The organism is Pseudomonas sp. AFG_SD02_1510_Pfu_092 (assembly GCF_003331055.1).
GTDB lineage: Bacteria > Pseudomonadota > Gammaproteobacteria > Pseudomonadales > Pseudomonadaceae > Aquipseudomonas.
This window is the reverse complement of the sequence record NZ_PUQD01000007.1, coordinates 34529-52815: the sequence shown is the minus strand read 5'-3', so window position 1 is coordinate 52815 and position 18287 is coordinate 34529. Positions and strand designations below refer to the sequence as shown.

Annotated in this window: 16 protein-coding genes; 5 read left to right on the top strand and 11 right to left on the bottom strand. The window is 64.3% G+C overall.

Annotation, left to right across the window (positions count from 1 at the left end; all coding sequences use genetic code 11):
* Positions 1-96: 96 nt before the first annotated feature.
* On the bottom strand, positions 97-1218 hold the full coding sequence (locus C6A77_RS05105; protein ID WP_114168309.1) for a beta-ketoacyl-ACP synthase III: 1122 nt from the start codon (positions 1216-1218) through the stop codon (positions 97-99).
* A gap of 199 nt (positions 1219-1417) precedes the next feature.
* On the bottom strand, positions 1418-5323 hold the full coding sequence (gene hrpA, locus C6A77_RS05100) for an ATP-dependent RNA helicase HrpA (RefSeq protein ID WP_114168308.1): 3906 nt from the start codon (positions 5321-5323) through the stop codon (positions 1418-1420).
* Positions 5324-5591: 268 nt separating this feature from the next.
* Between hrpA and C6A77_RS26150 the strand changes: the two genes are divergently transcribed.
* The 3 genes from C6A77_RS26150 to C6A77_RS05090 all read left to right on the top strand — a co-directional run bounded on the left by C6A77_RS26150 (position 5592) and on the right by C6A77_RS05090 (position 8553).
* On the top strand, positions 5592-5771 hold the full coding sequence (locus C6A77_RS26150) for a hypothetical protein (RefSeq protein ID WP_133295863.1): 180 nt from the start codon (positions 5592-5594) through the stop codon (positions 5769-5771).
* Positions 5772-5856: 85 nt separating this feature from the next.
* Positions 5857-7221, top strand: a complete 1365-nt coding sequence (locus tag C6A77_RS05095; protein WP_114168307.1) for a glutamine synthetase family protein — start codon at positions 5857-5859, stop codon at positions 7219-7221.
* 24 nt (positions 7222-7245) lie between these two features.
* Positions 7246-8553 (top strand): FAD-binding oxidoreductase, encoded by a 1308-nt coding sequence (locus tag C6A77_RS05090; RefSeq protein ID WP_114168306.1) that lies wholly within the window; start codon positions 7246-7248, stop codon positions 8551-8553.
* A gap of 149 nt (positions 8554-8702) precedes the next feature.
* Here C6A77_RS05090 and fadD1 read toward each other — a convergent pair whose 3' ends face one another.
* Positions 8703-10400 (bottom strand): long-chain-fatty-acid--CoA ligase FadD1, encoded by a 1698-nt coding sequence (gene fadD1, locus C6A77_RS05085; protein ID WP_114168305.1) that lies wholly within the window; start codon positions 10398-10400, stop codon positions 8703-8705.
* 356 nt (positions 10401-10756) lie between these two features.
* Positions 10757-12445, bottom strand: coding sequence for a long-chain-fatty-acid--CoA ligase FadD2 (fadD2, locus tag C6A77_RS05080; protein ID WP_114168304.1), 1689 nt, complete (start codon positions 12443-12445; stop codon positions 10757-10759).
* A gap of 220 nt (positions 12446-12665) precedes the next feature.
* Here fadD2 and C6A77_RS05075 point away from each other — a divergent pair, with 220 nt between their 5' ends.
* Together C6A77_RS05075 and C6A77_RS05070 are read left to right on the top strand one after the other, a co-directional pair.
* Complete coding sequence (locus C6A77_RS05075) at positions 12666-13610, top strand: alpha/beta hydrolase (RefSeq protein WP_114168303.1); 945 nt, start codon at positions 12666-12668, stop codon at positions 13608-13610.
* A gap of 34 nt (positions 13611-13644) precedes the next feature.
* A complete protein-coding gene (locus C6A77_RS05070) occupies positions 13645-14115 on the top strand; it encodes a MaoC family dehydratase (RefSeq protein ID WP_114168302.1) in 471 nt (156 codons plus the stop codon).
* Positions 14116-14242: 127 nt separating this feature from the next.
* On the opposite strand, the gene C6A77_RS05065 is transcribed toward C6A77_RS05070, so the two are convergent.
* The 7 genes from C6A77_RS05065 to C6A77_RS05035 form a co-directional block, all read right to left on the bottom strand.
* A complete protein-coding gene (locus C6A77_RS05065; protein ID WP_114168301.1) occupies positions 14243-15481 on the bottom strand; it encodes an RNA polymerase sigma factor in 1239 nt (412 codons plus the stop codon).
* Positions 15481-15966, bottom strand: coding sequence for an SRPBCC family protein (locus tag C6A77_RS05060; protein ID WP_114168300.1), 486 nt, complete (start codon positions 15964-15966; stop codon positions 15481-15483). The genes C6A77_RS05065 and C6A77_RS05060 overlap by 1 nt, the downstream gene beginning before the upstream one ends.
* A gap of 21 nt (positions 15967-15987) precedes the next feature.
* Positions 15988-16332, bottom strand: coding sequence for a YciI family protein (locus tag C6A77_RS05055; protein ID WP_114168299.1), 345 nt, complete (start codon positions 16330-16332; stop codon positions 15988-15990).
* Between the two features lie 43 nt (positions 16333-16375).
* Positions 16376-16801: a nuclear transport factor 2 family protein gene (locus tag C6A77_RS05050; protein WP_114168298.1), complete on the bottom strand. Its 426-nt coding sequence runs from the start codon at positions 16799-16801 to the stop codon at positions 16376-16378.
* Between the two features lie 162 nt (positions 16802-16963).
* Complete coding sequence (locus C6A77_RS05045; protein WP_114168297.1) at positions 16964-17296, bottom strand: type II toxin-antitoxin system HicB family antitoxin; 333 nt, start codon at positions 17294-17296, stop codon at positions 16964-16966.
* A complete protein-coding gene (locus C6A77_RS05040) occupies positions 17293-17547 on the bottom strand; it encodes a type II toxin-antitoxin system HicA family toxin (RefSeq protein WP_114168296.1) in 255 nt (84 codons plus the stop codon). Before C6A77_RS05040 ends, C6A77_RS05045 begins: the two co-directional genes overlap by 4 nt.
* 139 nt (positions 17548-17686) lie before the next feature.
* Complete coding sequence (locus C6A77_RS05035) at positions 17687-17944, bottom strand: DUF2790 domain-containing protein (RefSeq protein WP_114168376.1); 258 nt, start codon at positions 17942-17944, stop codon at positions 17687-17689.
* Positions 17945-18287 lie beyond the last annotated feature (343 nt).

The window sequence follows — 18287 nt, the reverse complement described above, 5'->3', positions numbered from 1 at the left end:
ACCCGCTCCCACAGGTTCGGCACATGCCTGGAAAGCTGTGCAGTACCTGTGGGAGCGGGCAAGCCCGCGAAGAGGCCGGTACAGGCGCCAGATAAATCAGCGCTTGCGCAGAATCACGCTACCAATCGAATACCCCGCGCCAAACGAGCTCAACACCCCCAGCGAGCCCTTGGCCAGGTCGTCCTGATACAGGTGGAAGGCAATCACCGACCCCGCCGAACTGGTGTTGGCATAACGGTCGAGAATCACCGGTGCATCTTCCTCGGCCACTTCCCGGCCCAGCAGTTTCTTGACGATCAGCTGGTTCATGCTGAGGTTGGCCTGGTGCAGCCAGAAGCGCTTCACATCGCTCGGTTGCAGCCCGTTCTCCTGCAGGTGCTCACCGATCAGCTCGGCCACCTTCGGGCAGACTTCGCGGAACACCTTGCGGCCTTCCTGGATGAACAGCTTGTCCGCCGCGCCCTCGCCCTCTTCCGCCGCGCGGTTGAGGAAGCCGAAGTTGTTGCGGATGTTGTTGGAAAATTCGGTCCACAGCTTGCTGCTGACCACTTCGAACTGGTGCGCCGAAGTAGCCTGGTCGGCACGCTCGAGCAACACTGCAGTGGCCGCATCGCCAAAGATGAAGTGGCTGTCACGGTCGCGGAAGTTCAGGTGCCCGGTGCACACCTCCGGGTTGACCATCAGTACCGCGCGCGCCTGGCCGAGGGCCACGCTGTTGGCGGCGGTCTGGATGCCGAAGGTGGCCGACGAGCAGGCCACGTTCATGTCGAAGGCAAAGCCCTGAATGCCCAGCGCCTGCTGCACTTCGATGGAGATGGCCGGGTACGGGCGCTGCAGGTTGGAGCAGGCGACGATCACCCCGTCGACATCGGCGGCGCTGCGGCCGGCACGCTGCAGCGCCTGGCGGGCGGCGGCCACGGCCATTTCGCTGAGCACCGACGGCTCGTCGTTGGAGCGCTCCGGCAGGCGCGGCTTCATGCGCTGCGGGTCGAGGATGCCGGCCTTGTCCATGACGAAACGGCTCTTGATGCCCGAGGCCTTTTCGATGAACGCCGCATCCGACAGCGGCGCCGCTTGCATTTCACCGCGCTCGATGGCGGCAGCGTTGTCCTGGTTGAATTGCTCCGCCCAGGCGTTGAAGGAGACCACCAGTTCTTCGTTGGAAATGCTCTGGGCCGGGGTGTAAAGGCCGGTGCCGCTGATCACGACGTTATGCACGGTCGTTCCTCTGGTCAAAGGCCATCGCCACGGGGCGCTGGCTGGGAATATGACAGGTTAATGGCACTTTAGTACCAATTTTCAGGCGAGGGCGGAGCCCTCATTCGCGGGCGCGCCCGCTCCCACAGGGATCGCGTCGCGCCGCGAAGGGCCGCCAAGCGGCCCCGAATTGCCTCAATATTGCCACAACTGGGGAAGTTTAGCCCTCCACCAGGCTCCACTGCTTGCTCAATCGTTTGTCAGAAATCGGCACCTTGGTCCCCAGTTGCTGGGCGAACAGCGAGACCCGGTATTCCTCCAGCCACCAGCGGTACAAGGTCAGCTGCTCGTCACGCTTGCCTTCCTGGGCATGCTTGTCGGCGCGGGCCTTGTACTGCGCCCACAGGTTAGCCAGTTCGGCGCTCCACACCCGGTCCTTCTGCACTTGCGAACCAAGCTTCTCCAGGCGCAGTTCCACCGCCTTGAGGTAACGCGGCAGCTCCTTGAACCAGGCCCCGGGGGTTTCCCGCACGAAGCCCGGATACACCAGGTTGCCGAGCTGTTGCTTGATGTCGTTCAGCGCCACCGCCTGGCTCAGGTCGATCTTGCCCTTGAAGCGCTTCTGCAGCCCATGCCACAGCTTCAGCACTTCCAGGGTCTGGCGTGCCAGGCGCTCGGCATGCTCGGCCCAGCTGCCGCGCTTGCGCTCGGCCAGGCCAGCCAGGGCCGCACCATCGCGCGGCAGCGGCTGTTCGCCTTCGAGAATGCAGCTGTCCAGGCTGGCCAGCAGAATGTCCTCGACCAACGCCTCGACCCGGCCCATTTCACGGTACAGCAAGCCCAACTCGGTCAGCCCCGGCAGCTTGCTGCGCAGGTACTTGGCAGGCTCGGCCAACTGCTGCAGCAACAGGCGCTGCAAGGCACGGCGGTGCTGGAACTCGGCTTCGGCCTGGGTCGAGAAGCGCCCTTCGCGCACGCTGCCGCTGTCTTCCACCAGCGCCGGGTACACGGTCATCGACAGGCCGGCGATCTTCTGCTGGGCGGTCTGCTTCACTTCGCTGAAGGCCTTGGCCTGCACCGGCTGTTCGCTTTTGGCGTCTCGCGGCACGGCCAGCGCTGCCTGGCTGGCAGCAGCGAAGCGTGCGGTCAGCTCGGCCAGGTCGCGGCCTTCGCCAAGGAACTTGCCCTGGCCATCGACCACTTCGATGTTCATCCGCAGGTGGCTTTCGACCAGGTTGACCGACTCGTCCCAGGCCTCGTCGGCCACGCGGGCGCCGGTCATGCGCAGCAGCTCCTGGCCCAGGGCCTGCGGCAATGCACCCTGGCCGAAGGTCATGCGGGCCAGCGAGGCCTTGACGAAGTCCGGCACCGGCACGAAGTTCTTGCGCAAGGCCTTGGGCAGGTTGCGTACCAGCGCCACGCACTTGGCTTCCAGCAGGCCCGGCACCAGCCATTCCAGGCGCTCGCCCGGCAGGCTCGGCAGCAACGGCGCCGGCACCCGCACGGTCACGCCATCACGCGGGTGGCCCGGCTCGAAGTGATAGCTCAGCGGCAGGCGCAGTTCGCCCACCTGCAGGCTGTCGGGGTACTGCGCCGCGGTGACTTCGCTGGCCTCACGCGCCAGCACGTCTTCCTCGCGCATGATCAGCAGGTTGGCGTCCTTCTGGCTGCCCATGCGGTACCAGGCGTCGAAGGTCGCGGTCTGGTGGATTTCCGCCGGCAGGCGCGCTTCGTAGAAGGCGTACAGCGTTTCTTCGTCGGCCAGGATGTCGCGCCGCCGGGCCTTGGCCTCGAGTTCGTCGAGGGTTTCCAGCAGGCGCTTGTTGGCCGCCAGGCACTTGGCCCGCGACTGGATTTCGCCACCTACCAGGCCCTCACGGATGAACAGCTCACGCGAGGTGACCGGGTCGATCGGGCCGAAATGCACCGGGCGGCGGCCAACTAGGATCAGCCCGTACAGGGTGATCTGTTCGTAGGCCACCACCTGCCCGCGTTTCTTCTCCCAGTGCGGCTCGAAGTGGTTCTTCTTGACCAGGTGGCCTGCCAGCGGCTCGATCCAGTCCGGTTCGATCTTGGCCACCATGCGTGCGTACAGCTTGGTGGTCTCGACCAGTTCGGCGGCCATCACCCACTGCGGGCGCTTGCGCCCCAGGCCCGACGACGGGTGCACCCAGAAGCGCCGCTGCCGGGCCCCCTGGTAGTCGCCCTCTTCGGTCTTCTGGCCGATCTGGCTGAGCAGGCCGCTGAGGATGGCCTTGTGCATCTTCTGGTAGTCGCACGGCTCTTTGTTCACCGTCAGTTGCAGGTCACGGCAGATCAGCGCCAGCTGGCGATGGGCATCGCGCCACTCGCGCAGGCGCAGGTAGTTGAGGAATTGCTTGCGGCACCAGTTGCGCAACGGGTTGGCGGTCAGCGCCTGGCGCTGCTCTTCGAAACCCCGCCACAGGTTGACCAGCGCGGCGAAGTCGGAATCCACATCCTTCCATTGCGCATGCGCCTGATCGGCGGCCTGCTGGCGCTCCGGCGGGCGTTCGCGCGGGTCTTGCACCGACAGCGCACTGGTCACGATCAGCACTTCCTGCAGGCTGCCCAGGCGCGCGCCTTCGAGCAGCATGCGGCCCAGCCGCGGGTCGATCGGCAGGCGCGCCAGCTGGCGGCCGATCGGGGTCAGCTGGTTCTCGCGGTTGACCGCCGAGAGTTCCTGCAAAAGGTTGAAACCGTCGCTGATGGCCTTGCCATCCGGCGGCTCGATGAACGGGAAGGCATCGATCGCACCCAGGCGCAGGTGCAGCATCTGCAGGATCACCGCCGCCAGGTTGGTGCGCAGGATCTCCGGGTCGGTGAACGCCGGCCGGCTGTTGAAATCCTCTTCGCTGTACAGGCGCACGCAGATGCCCGGCTCGACCCGGCCGCAACGGCCTTTGCGCTGGTTGGCGCTGGCCTGCGACACCGCCTCGATGGGCAGGCGCTGGACCTTGGCGCGGTAGCTGTAGCGGCTGATACGCGCGGTACCGGTGTCGATCACATAGCGGATGCCGGGCACGGTCAGCGAGGTTTCCGCGACGTTGGTGGCCAGCACCACGCGGCGCCCGGTGTGCGGCTGGAAGATGCGCTGCTGCTCGGCCGGCGACAGCCGCGCGTACAGCGGCAGGATCTCGGTGTGGCGCAGTTGCGCCTTGCGCAGGATCTCGGCGGCATCGCGGATCTCGCGCTCGCCCGGGAGGAAGATCAGCACATCGCCGGGGCCCTTGCCCTCGCTGCGCTCGTGCTGCGCCAGTTCGTCCAGGGTCGCGAGAATGGCCTGGTCGACTGTGAGGTCGTCCTCGATCTGGTTGCCCTCCTCGTCCTGCTCGCTAGTCAGCGGGCGGTACCAGGTTTCTACCGGGAAGGTACGCCCGGACACCTCGATGATCGGCGCACCGTCGAAGTGTTGGGAGAACCGTTCGAGGTCGATGGTCGCCGAGGTGATGATCAGCTTCAGGTCCGGGCGCCGGTGCAACAGGGTCTTCAGGTAGCCAAGCAGGAAGTCGATGTTCAGGCTGCGTTCGTGGGCTTCGTCGACGATGATGGTGTCGTAGCGCTCGAGGAAGCGGTCGTGCTGGGTTTCGGCCAGCAGGATGCCGTCGGTCATCAGCTTGACCAGGGTGTTGGCGTCGCTCTGGTCTTCGAAGCGCACCTGGTAGCCGACCAGCCCGCCCAGGGGCGTGCCCAGCTCTTCGGCAACCCGCGCGGCAACACTGCGCGCAGCGATCCGGCGGGGCTGGGTGTGGGCGATCAGGCCATGGCTGCCACGGCCCAGTTCCAGGCAGATCTTCGGCAGCTGGGTGGTCTTGCCCGAACCGGTCTCGCCGGCGATCACCAGCACCTGGTGTTCGGCCAGGGCCTTCTTGATTTCGTCACGCTTGGCGGCGATCGGCAAATTGTCGTCGTAGCGCACGGTCGGCACGCTCTGCTGGCGCGCGGTGACCTGGGCGCAGGAGGCCTGGACCTTTTCCACCCACTGCGCCAGCTTGGCCTCGTCCGGGCGCTTGCGCAGTTCATGCAATTGCCGGCGCAGGCGATGGCGGTCGGCGATCATGGCGTGGTCGAGGTTTTGCAGCAGTTTGTCGATGGCGTGGTCAGTCATGGGGCTTTTTGATGATGCAGGTGAGCCTGCTTTTCATGATCGGCATTCGAAGGATGCGCGATTGTCGCAGATTTGCCGGGTTTCTGCTGCCTGTGCCGGCCTCTTCGCGGGCCCGCCCGCGCCCACAGGATTGCATGAAGGCTGAATGTTGTGCGGTTCCTGTGGGAGCGGGCAAGCGCGCGAAGAGGCCAGCCGCAACAGCGCAAATGTTTAGCCAGGCACAATGTAAAGGTTGCCATTCACTGCTTTAATCAACCTTGACCCGCATGTGAGTATCAAAGGCATGACTCCCGTCCAGCCCATCGCCCCACCGTCGTCCCGCCCTTCGCCAGCGAAGGCCAGGCGCCGTGCCGGTGAGAATCCGCTGGTGCACATCATCCTCGCCTTCTGGGCCCTGTGGCATTGCCGTCACGCCCGCCCACCGGATTTCTCGCTCACGTCTTTGTGACCAAACCCGGCCAGCGTCTGGCCGTTTGATCCAACCGGGCCGCCCGTATGTGCGGTGGCCCTGTGCGCCCGTGAGCGAATCCATCATGCACTTTGCACCTGTAGAGCAGGCCAGCCGTTTCCTGGCCGACAACCCCGATATCGAGCTGTTCGAACTGTTCATCCTCGACGCCAACGGCGTGCCGCGCGGCAAGCTGCTACACCGCGAAGAACTGCTGGCCGTGTATCAGTCAGGCCGCCCGCTGCCCAGCACCATCCTCGGCCTCACCCTCAATGGCGACGATGTGGAAAACTCCGGGCTGGTGTGGGACGTCGGCGATATCGACTGCCGCGCCTACCCGCTTGCCGGCAGCCTGGTGCGCCTGCCCTGGCGCCGGGTACCGACCGCCGCGGTGCAGGTGAGCATGCACCCCAGCGAAGGCCTGCCGGCCAGCATCGCTGACCCGCGCCATGTGCTGCTGCGCACCATCGATGCCCTCAAGGCTGACGGCTACCACCCGGTGATGGCCTGCGAACTGGAGTTCTACCTGCTCGACCAGCAACGGGATGCCCAAGGCCGCCCGCAACCTGCGCTGGACAACGACGGCGGCCGCCCGCGCGCTACCCAGGTGTATGGCCTGCGCGAACTGGAGCAGATCGAGCCGTTCCTCGCCGACCTCTACGCCGCCTGCAAGGCCCAGGGCATCCCGGCGCGTACGGCGATTTCCGAGTACGCCCCCGGCCAGGTGGAAATTACCCTCGAGCATGGCGACGCCCTGCAGGCGATGGACCAGGCGGTGCGCTACAAACGCCTGGTCAAAGGTGTGGCCCATGCCCACGGCATGCAGGCCTGCTTCATGGCCAAGCCGTTCGCGCAACTGGCCGGCACCGGCATGCACATGCACCTGAGCCTGGCCGACAGCGCCGGCAACAACCTGTTCGCCAGTGACGACAAGGCCGGCACCCCGCTGCTGCGCCAGGCCGTGGCCGGCATGCTGCGCCACCTGCGCGACTCGCTGTTGCTGTTCTGCCCCAACGCCAACTCGTTCCGCCGCTTCCAGGCCAACAGCTATGCGCCACTGGCGCCAACCTGGGGCGTCGACAACCGCACCGTGAGCCTGCGCGTGCCGGGCGGGCCGGCCAACAGCCGGCACGTGGAGCACCGCATCTGCGGCGCCGACGCCAACCCCTACCTGGCCGCTGCGGCGATTCTTGCCGCCAGCCATCGCGGCATCCGCGAACAGCTGGACCCAGGCGCACCGGTGGAGGGCAATGGCTATGCCCAGGCCACCGAACACCTGCCTACCGACTGGCTGACCGCCCTCGACGCCCTGCAGCATTCGCATTGGGCCCGCGAGGCATTCGGCGAGGACTTCCTCGGCGTCTACCTGAAGGTCAAACGCGCCGAATACCGCCAGTTCATGGCCGAAGTCAGCGAACAGGACTGGCGCTGGTACCTGCACCAGGCCTGAGCCCCTACAGAACAAGGAACACCCATGAACGCAGCATCGAACAACGGCCCGGCGCAGCGCGCGCCGTCCTACTACAGCGCCACCCTCAACGACCAAACCGAGTACCCGCAGCTCAAGGGCACGGTGCAGGTGGATGTGGCCATCATCGGCGGCGGCTTCACCGGTGTCGCCACGGCGGTAGAGCTGGCCGAACGTGGCCTGAAGGTGGCCATCGTCGAAACCAACCGTATCGGCTGGGGCGCCAGCGGCCGCAATGGCGGCCAGGTCACCGGCAGCCTGTCGGGCGACGAAGCCATGCGTACGCAGATGCGCAACCGGCTTGGCAGCGAGGTGGACGACTTCATCTGGCACCTGCGCTGGCGCGGCCACCAGGTGATCGAGCAGCGCGTGGCGCGCTATGCCATCGATTGCGACCTCAAGCGCGGCCACCTGCATGCGGCAATGAAACCCTCGCACATGGCCGAGCTGCGCGCCTTCGAGGCCGAAGCCCGGCGCCGGGGCATGGGCGAGCAGGTGCAACTGCTGGACCGCGCCGGCATGGCCGAACACCTGCAAAGCCCGTTGTACCTGGGCGCGCTGAAGAACCTGCGCAACCTGCACCTGCACCCGCTCAACCTGTGCCTGGGCGAGGCCCGTGCTGCCCATGGTCTGGGGGCGCTGATCTTCGAGAACTCCGAAGTGCTGGACATCGTCCACGGCCCGCGCCCGGCGGTGGTCACCGCTCACGGCCGGGTCGAGGCGCGTCAGGTGATGCTGGCCGGCGATGTCTACCACAAACTGGAAAAGCGCCAGCTCAAGGGCAAGATCTTCCCGGCCATGGGCGGCATCGTCACCACCGCACCGCTGGGTGAGCTGGCCGAGCAGATCAACCCGCAGGACCTGGCGGTGTACGACTGCCGCTTCGTCCTCGACTACTACCGCCTGACTGCCGACAAGCGCCTGTTGTTCGGCGGTGGCGCCAATTACTCCGGGCGTGACTCGCGGGACATCGCCGGCGAACTGCGCCCGTGCATCGAGCGTACCTTCCCGGCGCTGAAAGGCGTGCCGATCGAGTTCCAGTGGAGTTGCGCCATGGGCATCGTGGTCAACCGCATTCCGCAGCTGGGCAAGCTGTCGGACAACGTGTGGTATTGCCAGGGCTATTCCGGCCACGGCATTGCCACCAGCCACATCATGGGCGAGATCATGGCCGAGGCATTGACCGGAACGCTGGAGAAGTTCGACACCTTCGCCCAGTGCAAACATGTGCGGGTGCCGATGGGCGACTTGCTGGGCAACCCGCTGCTGGCGGCGGGGATGTGGTATTACCAGATGCTCGAGAAACTGCGCTGATCACGCGTTCTCTGTGGGAGCGGCCTTGTGTCGCGAAAGGGGCGCGAAGCGGCCCCAGCAATTTCAGCATCACGGCTGAGACCCTGGGGCCGCTTCGCGCCCCTTTCGCGACACAAGGCCGCTCCCACACTGAGTGTGCAGGGCTCTGATCAGGCGATCTTCTTCAGCCCCTGCTTCTTCAGTTCTTCATCGCGCAGTTCGCGGCGCAGGATCTTGCCCACGTTGGTGGTCGGCAGTGCGTCGCGGAACTCGATCTGGCGCGGTACCTTGTAGCCGGTAACGTTGGCACGCATGTGCTCCATCACCTGCTCCTTGGTCACGGTCATGCCCGGCTTGACCACGATGAACACCTTGATCACTTCACCCGACTTCTCGTCCGGCACGCCGATGGCGGCGCACTGCAATACACCGGGCAAGGCCGCCAGCACATCTTCCAGCTCGTTGGGGTACACGTTGAAGCCCGAGACCAGGATCATGTCCTTCTTGCGGTCGACAATACGCATGTAGCCGTCCGGCTGGATCAAGGCGATGTCACCCGTCTTCAGCCAGCCTTCGCTGTCGAGGATTTCCGCCGTGGCGTCCTCGCGCTGCCAGTAACCCTTCATCACCTGCGGGCCCTTGACGCACAGCTCGCCGACCTCGCCCAGCGGCAACTCGTTGCCGGCGTCGTCGATGATCTTGCACAGGGTCGACGGCACCGGGATACCGATGGTGCCGACCTGGTTGGCCTCTGCCGGGTTCACCGCCGCCACCGGGCTGGTCTCGGTCATGCCGTAGCCTTCGCAGATGGCACAACCGGTAACGGCCTTCCAGCGCTCGGCCACGCTCAGTTGTAGGGCCATGCCGCCGGACAGGGTGATCTTCAGCGCCGAGAAGTCCAGGGCACGGAACGCCTCGTTGTTGCACAGGGCGACGAACAGGGTATTGAGGCCGACGAAACCGCTGAACTTCCACTTGCCCAGCTCCTTGACCATGGCCGACAGGTCACGCGGGTTGCTGATCAGCACGTTGTGGTTGCCGATCAGCATCATGGCCATGCAGTGGAAGGTAAAGGCGTAGATGTGATACAGCGGCAGCGGCGTGATGAGGATCTCGCAGCCTTCGTGCAGGTTGGAGCCCATCAGCGCCCGGCACTGCAGCATGTTGGCCACCAGGTTGCGGTGGGTCAGCATCGCGCCCTTGGCCACGCCGGTCGTGCCACCGGTGTACTGCAGCACAGCAACGTCGTTGGCTTGCGGGTTGGCCTCGGTCACCGGCTGGCCCTTGCCCAGCGCCAGCGCATCGTTGAAGCGCACGGCCTGCGGCAGGTTGTAGGCCGGTACCATCTTCTTCACGTACTTGATCACGCTGTTGATCAGCAGGCGCTTGAGCGGCGGCAGCAGGTCGGCCACTTCGGTGACGATAACGTGTTTGACCTGGGTCTTGGGCACCACCTTTTCGGCCAGGTGGGCCATGTTGGCCAGGCATACCAGCGCCTTGGCCCCGGAGTCGTTGAACTGGTGTTCCATTTCCCGAGCGGTGTACAGCGGGTTGGTGTTGACCACGATCAGCCCGGCACGCATGGCACCGAATACCGCCACCGGGTATTGCAGAACGTTGGGCAGCTGCACGGCAATGCGGTCACCCGGCTTGAGGTCGGTATGCTGCTGCAGCCAGGCGGCAAATGCCCCCGACAGCGCATACAGCTCGCCATAAGTGATAGTCTTGCCCAGGTTGCTAAAGGCCGGTTTGTCGGCAAAGCGTTGGCAGGATTGCTTGAGTACCGCCTGGATATTGGGGAATTCGTCAGGATTGATTTCCGCCGTAATCCCGGCTGGGTACTTATCCTTCCAAAAATGTTCGATCATGGAAGCCCACTCCTTCAGCAACAGCGAAGTTCGATTCACGCGTCGATGCGCTTATTATTGATATGTGATGACGGCTCGTTGCAAACCGGATCATCTGAAAGCGGGCCGAGAGTAACAGCTTTGCCTGGGGTCGCCTAGAGGCCAAAACAGGCCTCTCGGTCATAAAAATGACTCAATGAACAATGCAGGTCATTTTTAGAGTATTTATCCAAAATGTCGCGAATCGGGCTGTAAATAGCCTGGTAGAGCGGTTTTGCAGCATTCGCGGGCTTGCCCGCTCCCACAGGGCTGCACAGCACTTGAAAACTGTGAATGCCCTGTGGAGCGGGCAAGCCCGCGAAGTAGCCAACTCTGGCTCAAGCGATATCGCGCAGCTCCCGCCGCAGAATCTTGCCCACCGGCGTCATCGGCAACGACTCGCGCAGCACGATGTGCTTGGGCACTTTGTAGCCGGTGAAGTTGGCCTTGCAGAAGGCTTTCAGCTCTTCCACGCTCAGCCCGCCCTCGCGTGGCACCACGAACAGCTTCACCGCCTCGCCGGAACGTTCGTCCGGCACGCCGATGGCTGCGCAGTTGGCGACCTTGGGATGGGCCATCACCACATCCTCGATCTCGTTGGGGTACACGTTGAAACCCGAGACGATGATCATGTCCTTCTTGCGGTCGACGATGCGGGTGAAGCCGTCCGGGTCGATGATCGCGATGTCGCCGGTCTTGAACCAGCCTTGCCCATCCAGCGCCTGGGCCGTGGCCTCAGGCTGCTGCCAGTAGCCTTTCATCACTTGCGGGCCCTGGATGCACAGCTCGCCGCGCTCGCCCAGCGGCAGCTCGTTGCCGTCATCGTCGATGACCTTGAACGCCGTGCCCGCCACCGGAATACCCACCGTGCCCAGGCGCGCCAGCTGGCCATAGGGGTTGGTGCTGGCTACCGGGGAGGTTTCGGTCAGGCCGTAGCCTTCGACGATGCGGCAACCGGTAAGCGCCTCCCAGCGCTCGGCGGTGGCCTTGACCAACGCAGTGCCGCCGGAATTGGTGACTTTCAGCGCGGAAAAGTCGAGCTGGCGGAACCCCGGGTGGTCCATCAGCGCGACGAACAGCGTGTTCAGGCCGAGCAAGCCGGAGAACCGCCATTTGCCCAGTTCCTTGATGAAGCCTGCGATATCGCGCGGGTTGGTGATCAGCACGTTATGGTTGCCGGTGACCATCATGCACATGCAGTTCGCGGTAAAGGCATAGATGTGGTACAGCGGCAGCGGGGCGATCATCACCTCCTGGCCTTCCTTGATCAGCTTCTGGCCATCCGGCCCGTGCTGCGAGAAGCACGCCAGCACTTGCAGCATGTTGGCCACCAGGTTGCCGTGAGTGAGCATGGCGCCCTTGGCCAGGCCGGTGGTGCCGCCGGTGTATTGCAGCACGGCAATGTCGTCGAGGCCGAGCGGCACCGGCTTGTGCGACAGCTCGCGGCCTTGGCGCAGCACCTGCTTGAACGGCACCGCCTGGGGCAGCTGGTAGGCCGGCACCATCTTTTTCAGCTTGTCGACCACTGTGTTGACCAGCCAGCCTTTGGCGGTGGGCAACAGGTCGCCCATCTTCGCCTCGATCAGGTACTCGATGCCGGTGTCGGGCAGTACCTCCTGCACGCGCTTGCCGAACATGTTCAGGTACACCAGCGCGCGGGCGCCGCTGTCCTTGAACTGGTGGCGCATCTCGCGCTCGGTGTACAGCGGGTTGGTGTTGACCACGATCAGGCCGGCGCGCAGCGCACCGAACACGGCGATGGGATATTGCAGCACGTTGGGCATCTGCACCGCGATGCGATCACCCGGTTTGAGGTCGGTGTGTTGCTGCAACCAGGCGGCGAAGGCCGCCGAGTGGCGCTCCAGCTCGGCGTAGCTCAGCGTCACGCCCAGGTTGCTGAACGCCGGGCGGTCGGCAAAGCGCTTGCAGGAGCGCTCGAACACCTCGACCACCGAGGCGTAGGCGTTGATGTCGATGGTGGAGGGCACGCCCGCCGGGCGCTTGTCATTCCAGAAGTCGGCTTGCATCTTATTATTGTTCCTCTGCCTGGACCTGCTGTGTGTCCTGTAGTCCCTTGTACCTGCTCGCCCGAAGCGAGAAGGCGTTGACCCGACGTTAGCAGGTAAGCCCAAGGCGGCATATACGCCAAGTGCCGCCATTAACATTGTGAATCTTATTTGTGCCCTTCCTGCAATCCGAGCGGTTGTGCATACACTGTTCGGGTATCCGTGCGCACAAGGACCCGCCATGCCCCACGACGCCTTCTGGCTGCCCGCCAGCGAGCACTGCAGCCTCTACGTGCACCAATGGCTGCCGGCCACCCCGGTCAAAGCCGTGGTGTTGCTGGCGCACGGCATGGCCGAGCACGCCGGGCGCTACCAGCGCCTGGGCCATGCCCTGAGCGAGGCCGGCTTTGCCTTGATCGCCGCCGACCAGCGCGGCCACGGGCGCACCGCCGAGCTGGGCAGCCTTGGCCTGTTCGCCCGTCATCATGGCTGGAATGCCGTGGTCAACGACCTCGGGCTGCTGGCCCAGCACATCGGCCAGCTGTACCCGTGCACGCCGCTGTTCCTGTTCGGCCACAGCATGGGCAGCTACATCGCCCAGGCCTACCTGCTGCATCACAGTGGCAGCCTGCACGGGGCGATCCTCAGCGGCTCCAACTACCAGCCGGCGGCGCTGTACCGCGCGGCGCGGCTGATCGCCCGGCTGGAGGCCTGGCGCCAGGGCCCGCTGGGTCGAAGTGCACTGATCGAGTGGTTGTCGTTCGGCTCGTTCAACAAGGCGTTCAAGCCCAACCGCACGCCATTCGACTGGCTCAGCCGCGACGCGGCCGAGGTCGACCAGTACGTCGACGACCCGTTGTGCGGCTTTCGCTGCAGCAACCAGTTGTGGCTCGACCTGCTGCAAGGCTTGGCGCAGATCAGCCAGCCGAGTAACCTCGGGCAGATCGATCCGAACCTGCCACTACTGGTGATCGGAGGCGAATGTGATCCGGTCAGTGCCGGCAAGCGTCTCACCCACCTGGCCGACGCCCTGCGCGCGACCGGCAATCGACAGGTACAGCTGCGCGTCTATCCAGGGGCGCGGCATGAAGTGCTAAACGAACTCAATCGAGACGAGGTCACCGGCGATGTACTCGCCTGGCTGGAACAGGCGCTGGCCCTTGGCCGCCCTGCCCGCAGTGAATGATTGGCGCCCTCGCCCGCCCCTTAAGGAAGCCCCGATGTCCCAGGTCACCAACACGCCTTACGAAGCCCTCGAAGTCGGCCAGAAGGCCGAATACAAGAAGTCCGTCGAAGAACGCGACATCCAGCTGTTCGCCGCGATGTCCGGTGACCACAACCCGGTGCACCTGGATGCCGAGTTCGCGGCCAAGAGCATGTTCCGCGAGCGCATTGCCCATGGCATGTTCAGTGGCGCGCTGATCAGTGCTGCCGTGGCCTGCACCCTGCCCGGCCCGGGCACCATCTACCTGGGCCAGCAGATGAGTTTCCAGAAGCCGGTGAAAATTGGCGACACCCTGACCGTGCGCCTGGAAATCCTCGAGAAGCTGCCCAAGTTCAAGGTGCGCATCGCCACCAACGTGTACAACCAGAACGAAGAGCTGGTGGTTGCCGGTGAGGCCGAGATCCTCGCGCCGCGCAAGCAGCAGACCGTCGAGCTGGTGTCGCCGCCGAATTTTGTCGCTAGCTGAAGTCTGATGTAGCCAGTACCGGCCTCTTCGCAGGTAAACCCGCTCCCACAGGGTCGCATCAAATGCTGAATGCTGTGATGTCCCTGTGGGAGCGGGTTCACCCGCGAAAGGGACGGTAAAGCCAACATCATTCAATAGCCCGCAACCGCCGCTCGATATGCCGGCGCTCCGGCTCCTGCCGGGTCAGCGCCAGCGCCTGCCGCCAGGCCGCACGCGCCTCGTCCCTCTGCCCCAGTTGGCAATGCAGTTCACCCCGCGCCGCATGCGCCAGGTGATAGTCCAGCAACTCGCCCCGCGCCAGAATCCCTTCGACCGCGCGCAAGCCAACCGCCGGCCCATCCCGCTTGGCCAACGCCACCGCCCGGTTCAACTCCACCACCGCCGACGGCCAATGCCGCTGCAACACGTCATACAGCCCGACTATTTCCACCCAGTCGGTCTCTTCCGCCGTCGCCGCTTCGGCATGCACCGCCGCGATCGCCGCCTGTACCGTATAGGCACCGAAGGCCCGGCTCTGCAGGGCCTGGCGCACCAGTTCGCAGCCTTCGGCAATGCGTTGCCGGTCCCACAGGCTACGGTCCTGGCGCTCCAGCAGTACCAGGTTGCCGTCAGCATCGGTACGCGCCCGCTGGCGGGACGCCTGCAACAGCATCAAGGCCAGCAGGCCGACCGCCTCCGGGTCAGGCAGCAGCTGCACCAGCAACCGCGCCAGGCGAATGGCTTCGTCACTCAGCGCCTGCTGCAACAGCGCCTCGCCCGACGACGCCGAATAACCCTCGTTGAACACCAGGTAGATCACCCTCAGCACGCTTTCCAGGCGCTCGGGCAATTCGTTCAGTTCCGGCACCTGATACGGGATACCGGCATCGCGGATCTTGGCCTTGGCACGCACGATGCGTTGGGCGATGGTCGCCGGGCTTTGCAGGAACGCGCGGGCGATCTGCTCGGTGGTCAAATCGCATACTTCGCGCAGGGTCAGCGGCACCTGGGCATCGGCGGACAAGGCCGGGTGGCAGCAGGTGAAGATCAGCCGCAGGCGGTCGTCCGCCAGCAGTTCCTCTTCACTGGGGTCCTGCGCCTGGCCGTCGAGCAGCAGGCTCAGGTCCGCCTGGGAGCGATCGAAGCGGCTACGCCGGCGTAGCCCATCGATGGCCTTGAAGCGCCCGGTGGACACCAGCCACGCCCGCGGGTTTTGCGGGATACCATCGCGCTGCCAGCGCTCGACGGCGATGAAGAAGGCATCGTGCATGGCCTCCTCGGCCAGGTCGAAATCCCCCAGCAGGCGGATCAGCGTCGCCAGGATGCGCCGCGACTCGCGGCGGTATACGGCTTCGACCTCGGCGCGCACCTGCGCCAGGGTCGTCATCAGTCGGGCATCCGCTGGGTGACCACCTCCACCAGGCGGTCCAGGCTTTCCCCCCAGCCCTGGTGAAAGCCCATTTCCTCATGGGCGCGGCAGTCGGCGGCATTCCAGTGCCAGGCCCGGGCGGTGTAGCGGGTTTTGCCGTGCTCGTCGTCAAAACTGATCACGGCGGTCATGAAGGCCTTGTCCGAAGGCACCCAGCCCGGGCCGAAGGCATCGGTGAACACCAGCCGCCGGGGCGCGGCAATTTCCAGGAACACGCCCTGGTTCGGGTACTCGCTGCCATCCGCTGCGCGCATCAGCGTACGAAACAGGCCACCGGCCCATAACTGCATTTCGCACTCCGGGGTGCTCATGCCGTGCGGCCCCCACCACTGCATCAGCCACTGGGGGTCGGTCCAGGCCCGGAAGACCTTGGCCGGGGGCGCGTCGATCAGGCGGCTGATGGACAACTCGTGCTGCGCTTGCGCTGGGTGTGCAAGGGTCATGCTGGGGGTTCTCCGTTGTTGTCAGGGTTGCAGTTGGCGCACCGGCCGCACCTCGACACTGCCGACCCGCGCGGCGGGAATGCCCTTGGCGATGTTCAACGCCTCGTTGAGGTCGCGTGCCTCTACCAGGTAAAAGCCCGCCAGCTGTTCCTTGGTCTCGGCGAACGGGCCGTCGGTCAGGCTCATGTGGCCGTTGCGCATGCGCACCGTGGTGGCGGTCTGCACCGGCTTCAGCGCCTCGGCCGCCAGCATGCGCCCGGAGCCGTGGATGGCTTCGGCGTACGCCAGGCATTCGGCATCTTCCGGGCTGTCGGGCAGGCTATGCAGCAGCCCCTCGTCACAATAGACCAGGCACAGGTATTTCATGGTCGCCTCCAGGCGTTGGCAAAGTGCGTTTGGCGATAACGGCTCAGGGCTTGAGATCGAACAGGGCTTTCTGGCTCTGCATGTCGAACGGTGCCGACCAGTGTTCATGGATGACCTGCCACTGCCCGCCCTGACGACGATAGCCCACAGTGGCGCGCATGTAGCCGCACTGGCTGTCGTCGTCCGCCGGGCCGCAGCGGTTCAGCCAATGGGCCAGGGCCAGATCGCCAGCGGCATGCACGGTCAGCTCGGCACACTCGAAAAGCATGGCGCCGGGGCACATGCTCATGCACATTTCCCAGTGCGCCTGGTAGGTGGCCTTGCCCTTGAATTGCAGGGCCTGGATGGCATCGAAGGCGACGATGTCGTCGGCATAGGGGGCGATGATGTTGGGGATGTCGCGGTCGCGCACGGCCTGCATCCAGCGCTCGATCAACTGGCGAATCTCGGTTTCGGCTGCGGTGCTCATCGGGGGTTCCTCCGACAGGTCATGGGTGATCGGGCACGCGGTGCTGCGTGCCCTCACCCTATGGTCGAACGGACGGAGGAGGAATCGACAGGGGTCGAAATTTTCTTTGACGGCCTGGGGCCGCTATCGGCCAAACCTGCCTGAATGAAGAAGACGGCGATTTCAGGCCATTGCGGCCAGCTCGAAGACTTCGTCAGCCCACTGGTTCAGGCTTTTGCCCGCAGCACGGGCCGCGACACTTGCAGCGGCATGAACTTCAGGTCGAATACGCAGCATGACTTTTCCAGACGCAGGTTTTTCCGGCGTTATGCCCTGCTCTGCACAATCCGCCAGATAATCTTCCAGCGCATCGCGAAAAGCATCATGCAGCTCTGGCACGGAGCTCGCGTGAAAGCTGATGATGTCACGCATGCCAAGCACCCGACCGACGAAAATATCGTCACGCTCGTCGTACTCGACACGGGCAGCGTAGCCTTTGTAGCGCATGCAACTCATATCCTGACTCCTACCCGCAAGAGAAATTCGCGAGCTTCTTCAATCTGATACCGCTTGGCCTCTTTACCGGGATGAGGTCGGTGACACCTCCAGATCTGGTTACCCAGCATCAGCTTGACCCTGGAACCTTGCCGCTCCAGCACCTGTCCGCCCAGATGGCGTACCAATGCCTCGATCTCGGAGAACGCCAACGAAGCCGGAGTCGGCGTTCGGAAAATTGCGTCGAGGGTTTTGCGGTATCGAGTGTTCATGGAAAAATGCTATCAAATTAAGATAGCACTCTTTCCTCGATATTCATTCAGGATTTTTCTGTCGTCTGCACCGCACTCCGGTTGACGGACTCGTCACGGCAGACGAATACGAGGCCGCCAGAACCAGACACCCGGCGGCTCAACCCTGCTGACACCCCTCACCCATGGCACGGTACTGAATGGTGTGCACCTGGCCCTGGTGGTCTTCGTAGGTCATGGTCGCGGGTACCACTTCGCAGACGTTGGGGATGGTCGACAGGTTGATCACCCGCTTGATATCCAGGTTCATCGAATAGTCGTACTGCTGGGCCACAGGTTCGCTGGAAACAGGCTGGGCCTCGTCGGCGAGGGCGAGCGAGGACATCCCGACCAATGCAAGAATCAGTAATGGTTTCATGTAGGTAGGCCTTTCGAACATGCAAGCTGATCGATTGACTTCTGATGCCGTAACCGGCGCGGAGAAGTTGCCATCCACGTTGAAGATGGCACGAAGTACCGATCCCGCTTCGTACTGCCAGGGGGGATGGGTAAAAGTCTACGCCCGCCTCGAAATAGTTGAACCCTGGAGTCGGATATTCTCCCTTGCCGGATTTGCAACAATCTGCGACAAAATGCCCGCAACGCATCTGGCCAGCGCCTCTGGCCACGTTTCAGGGCAGGGCTGGTCATTTCTGAAAATCTTCATTGTTCGAAACTTGCGGCCGCGGAACGCCGGCTGCTGGACCACTTCTACCGCCAGC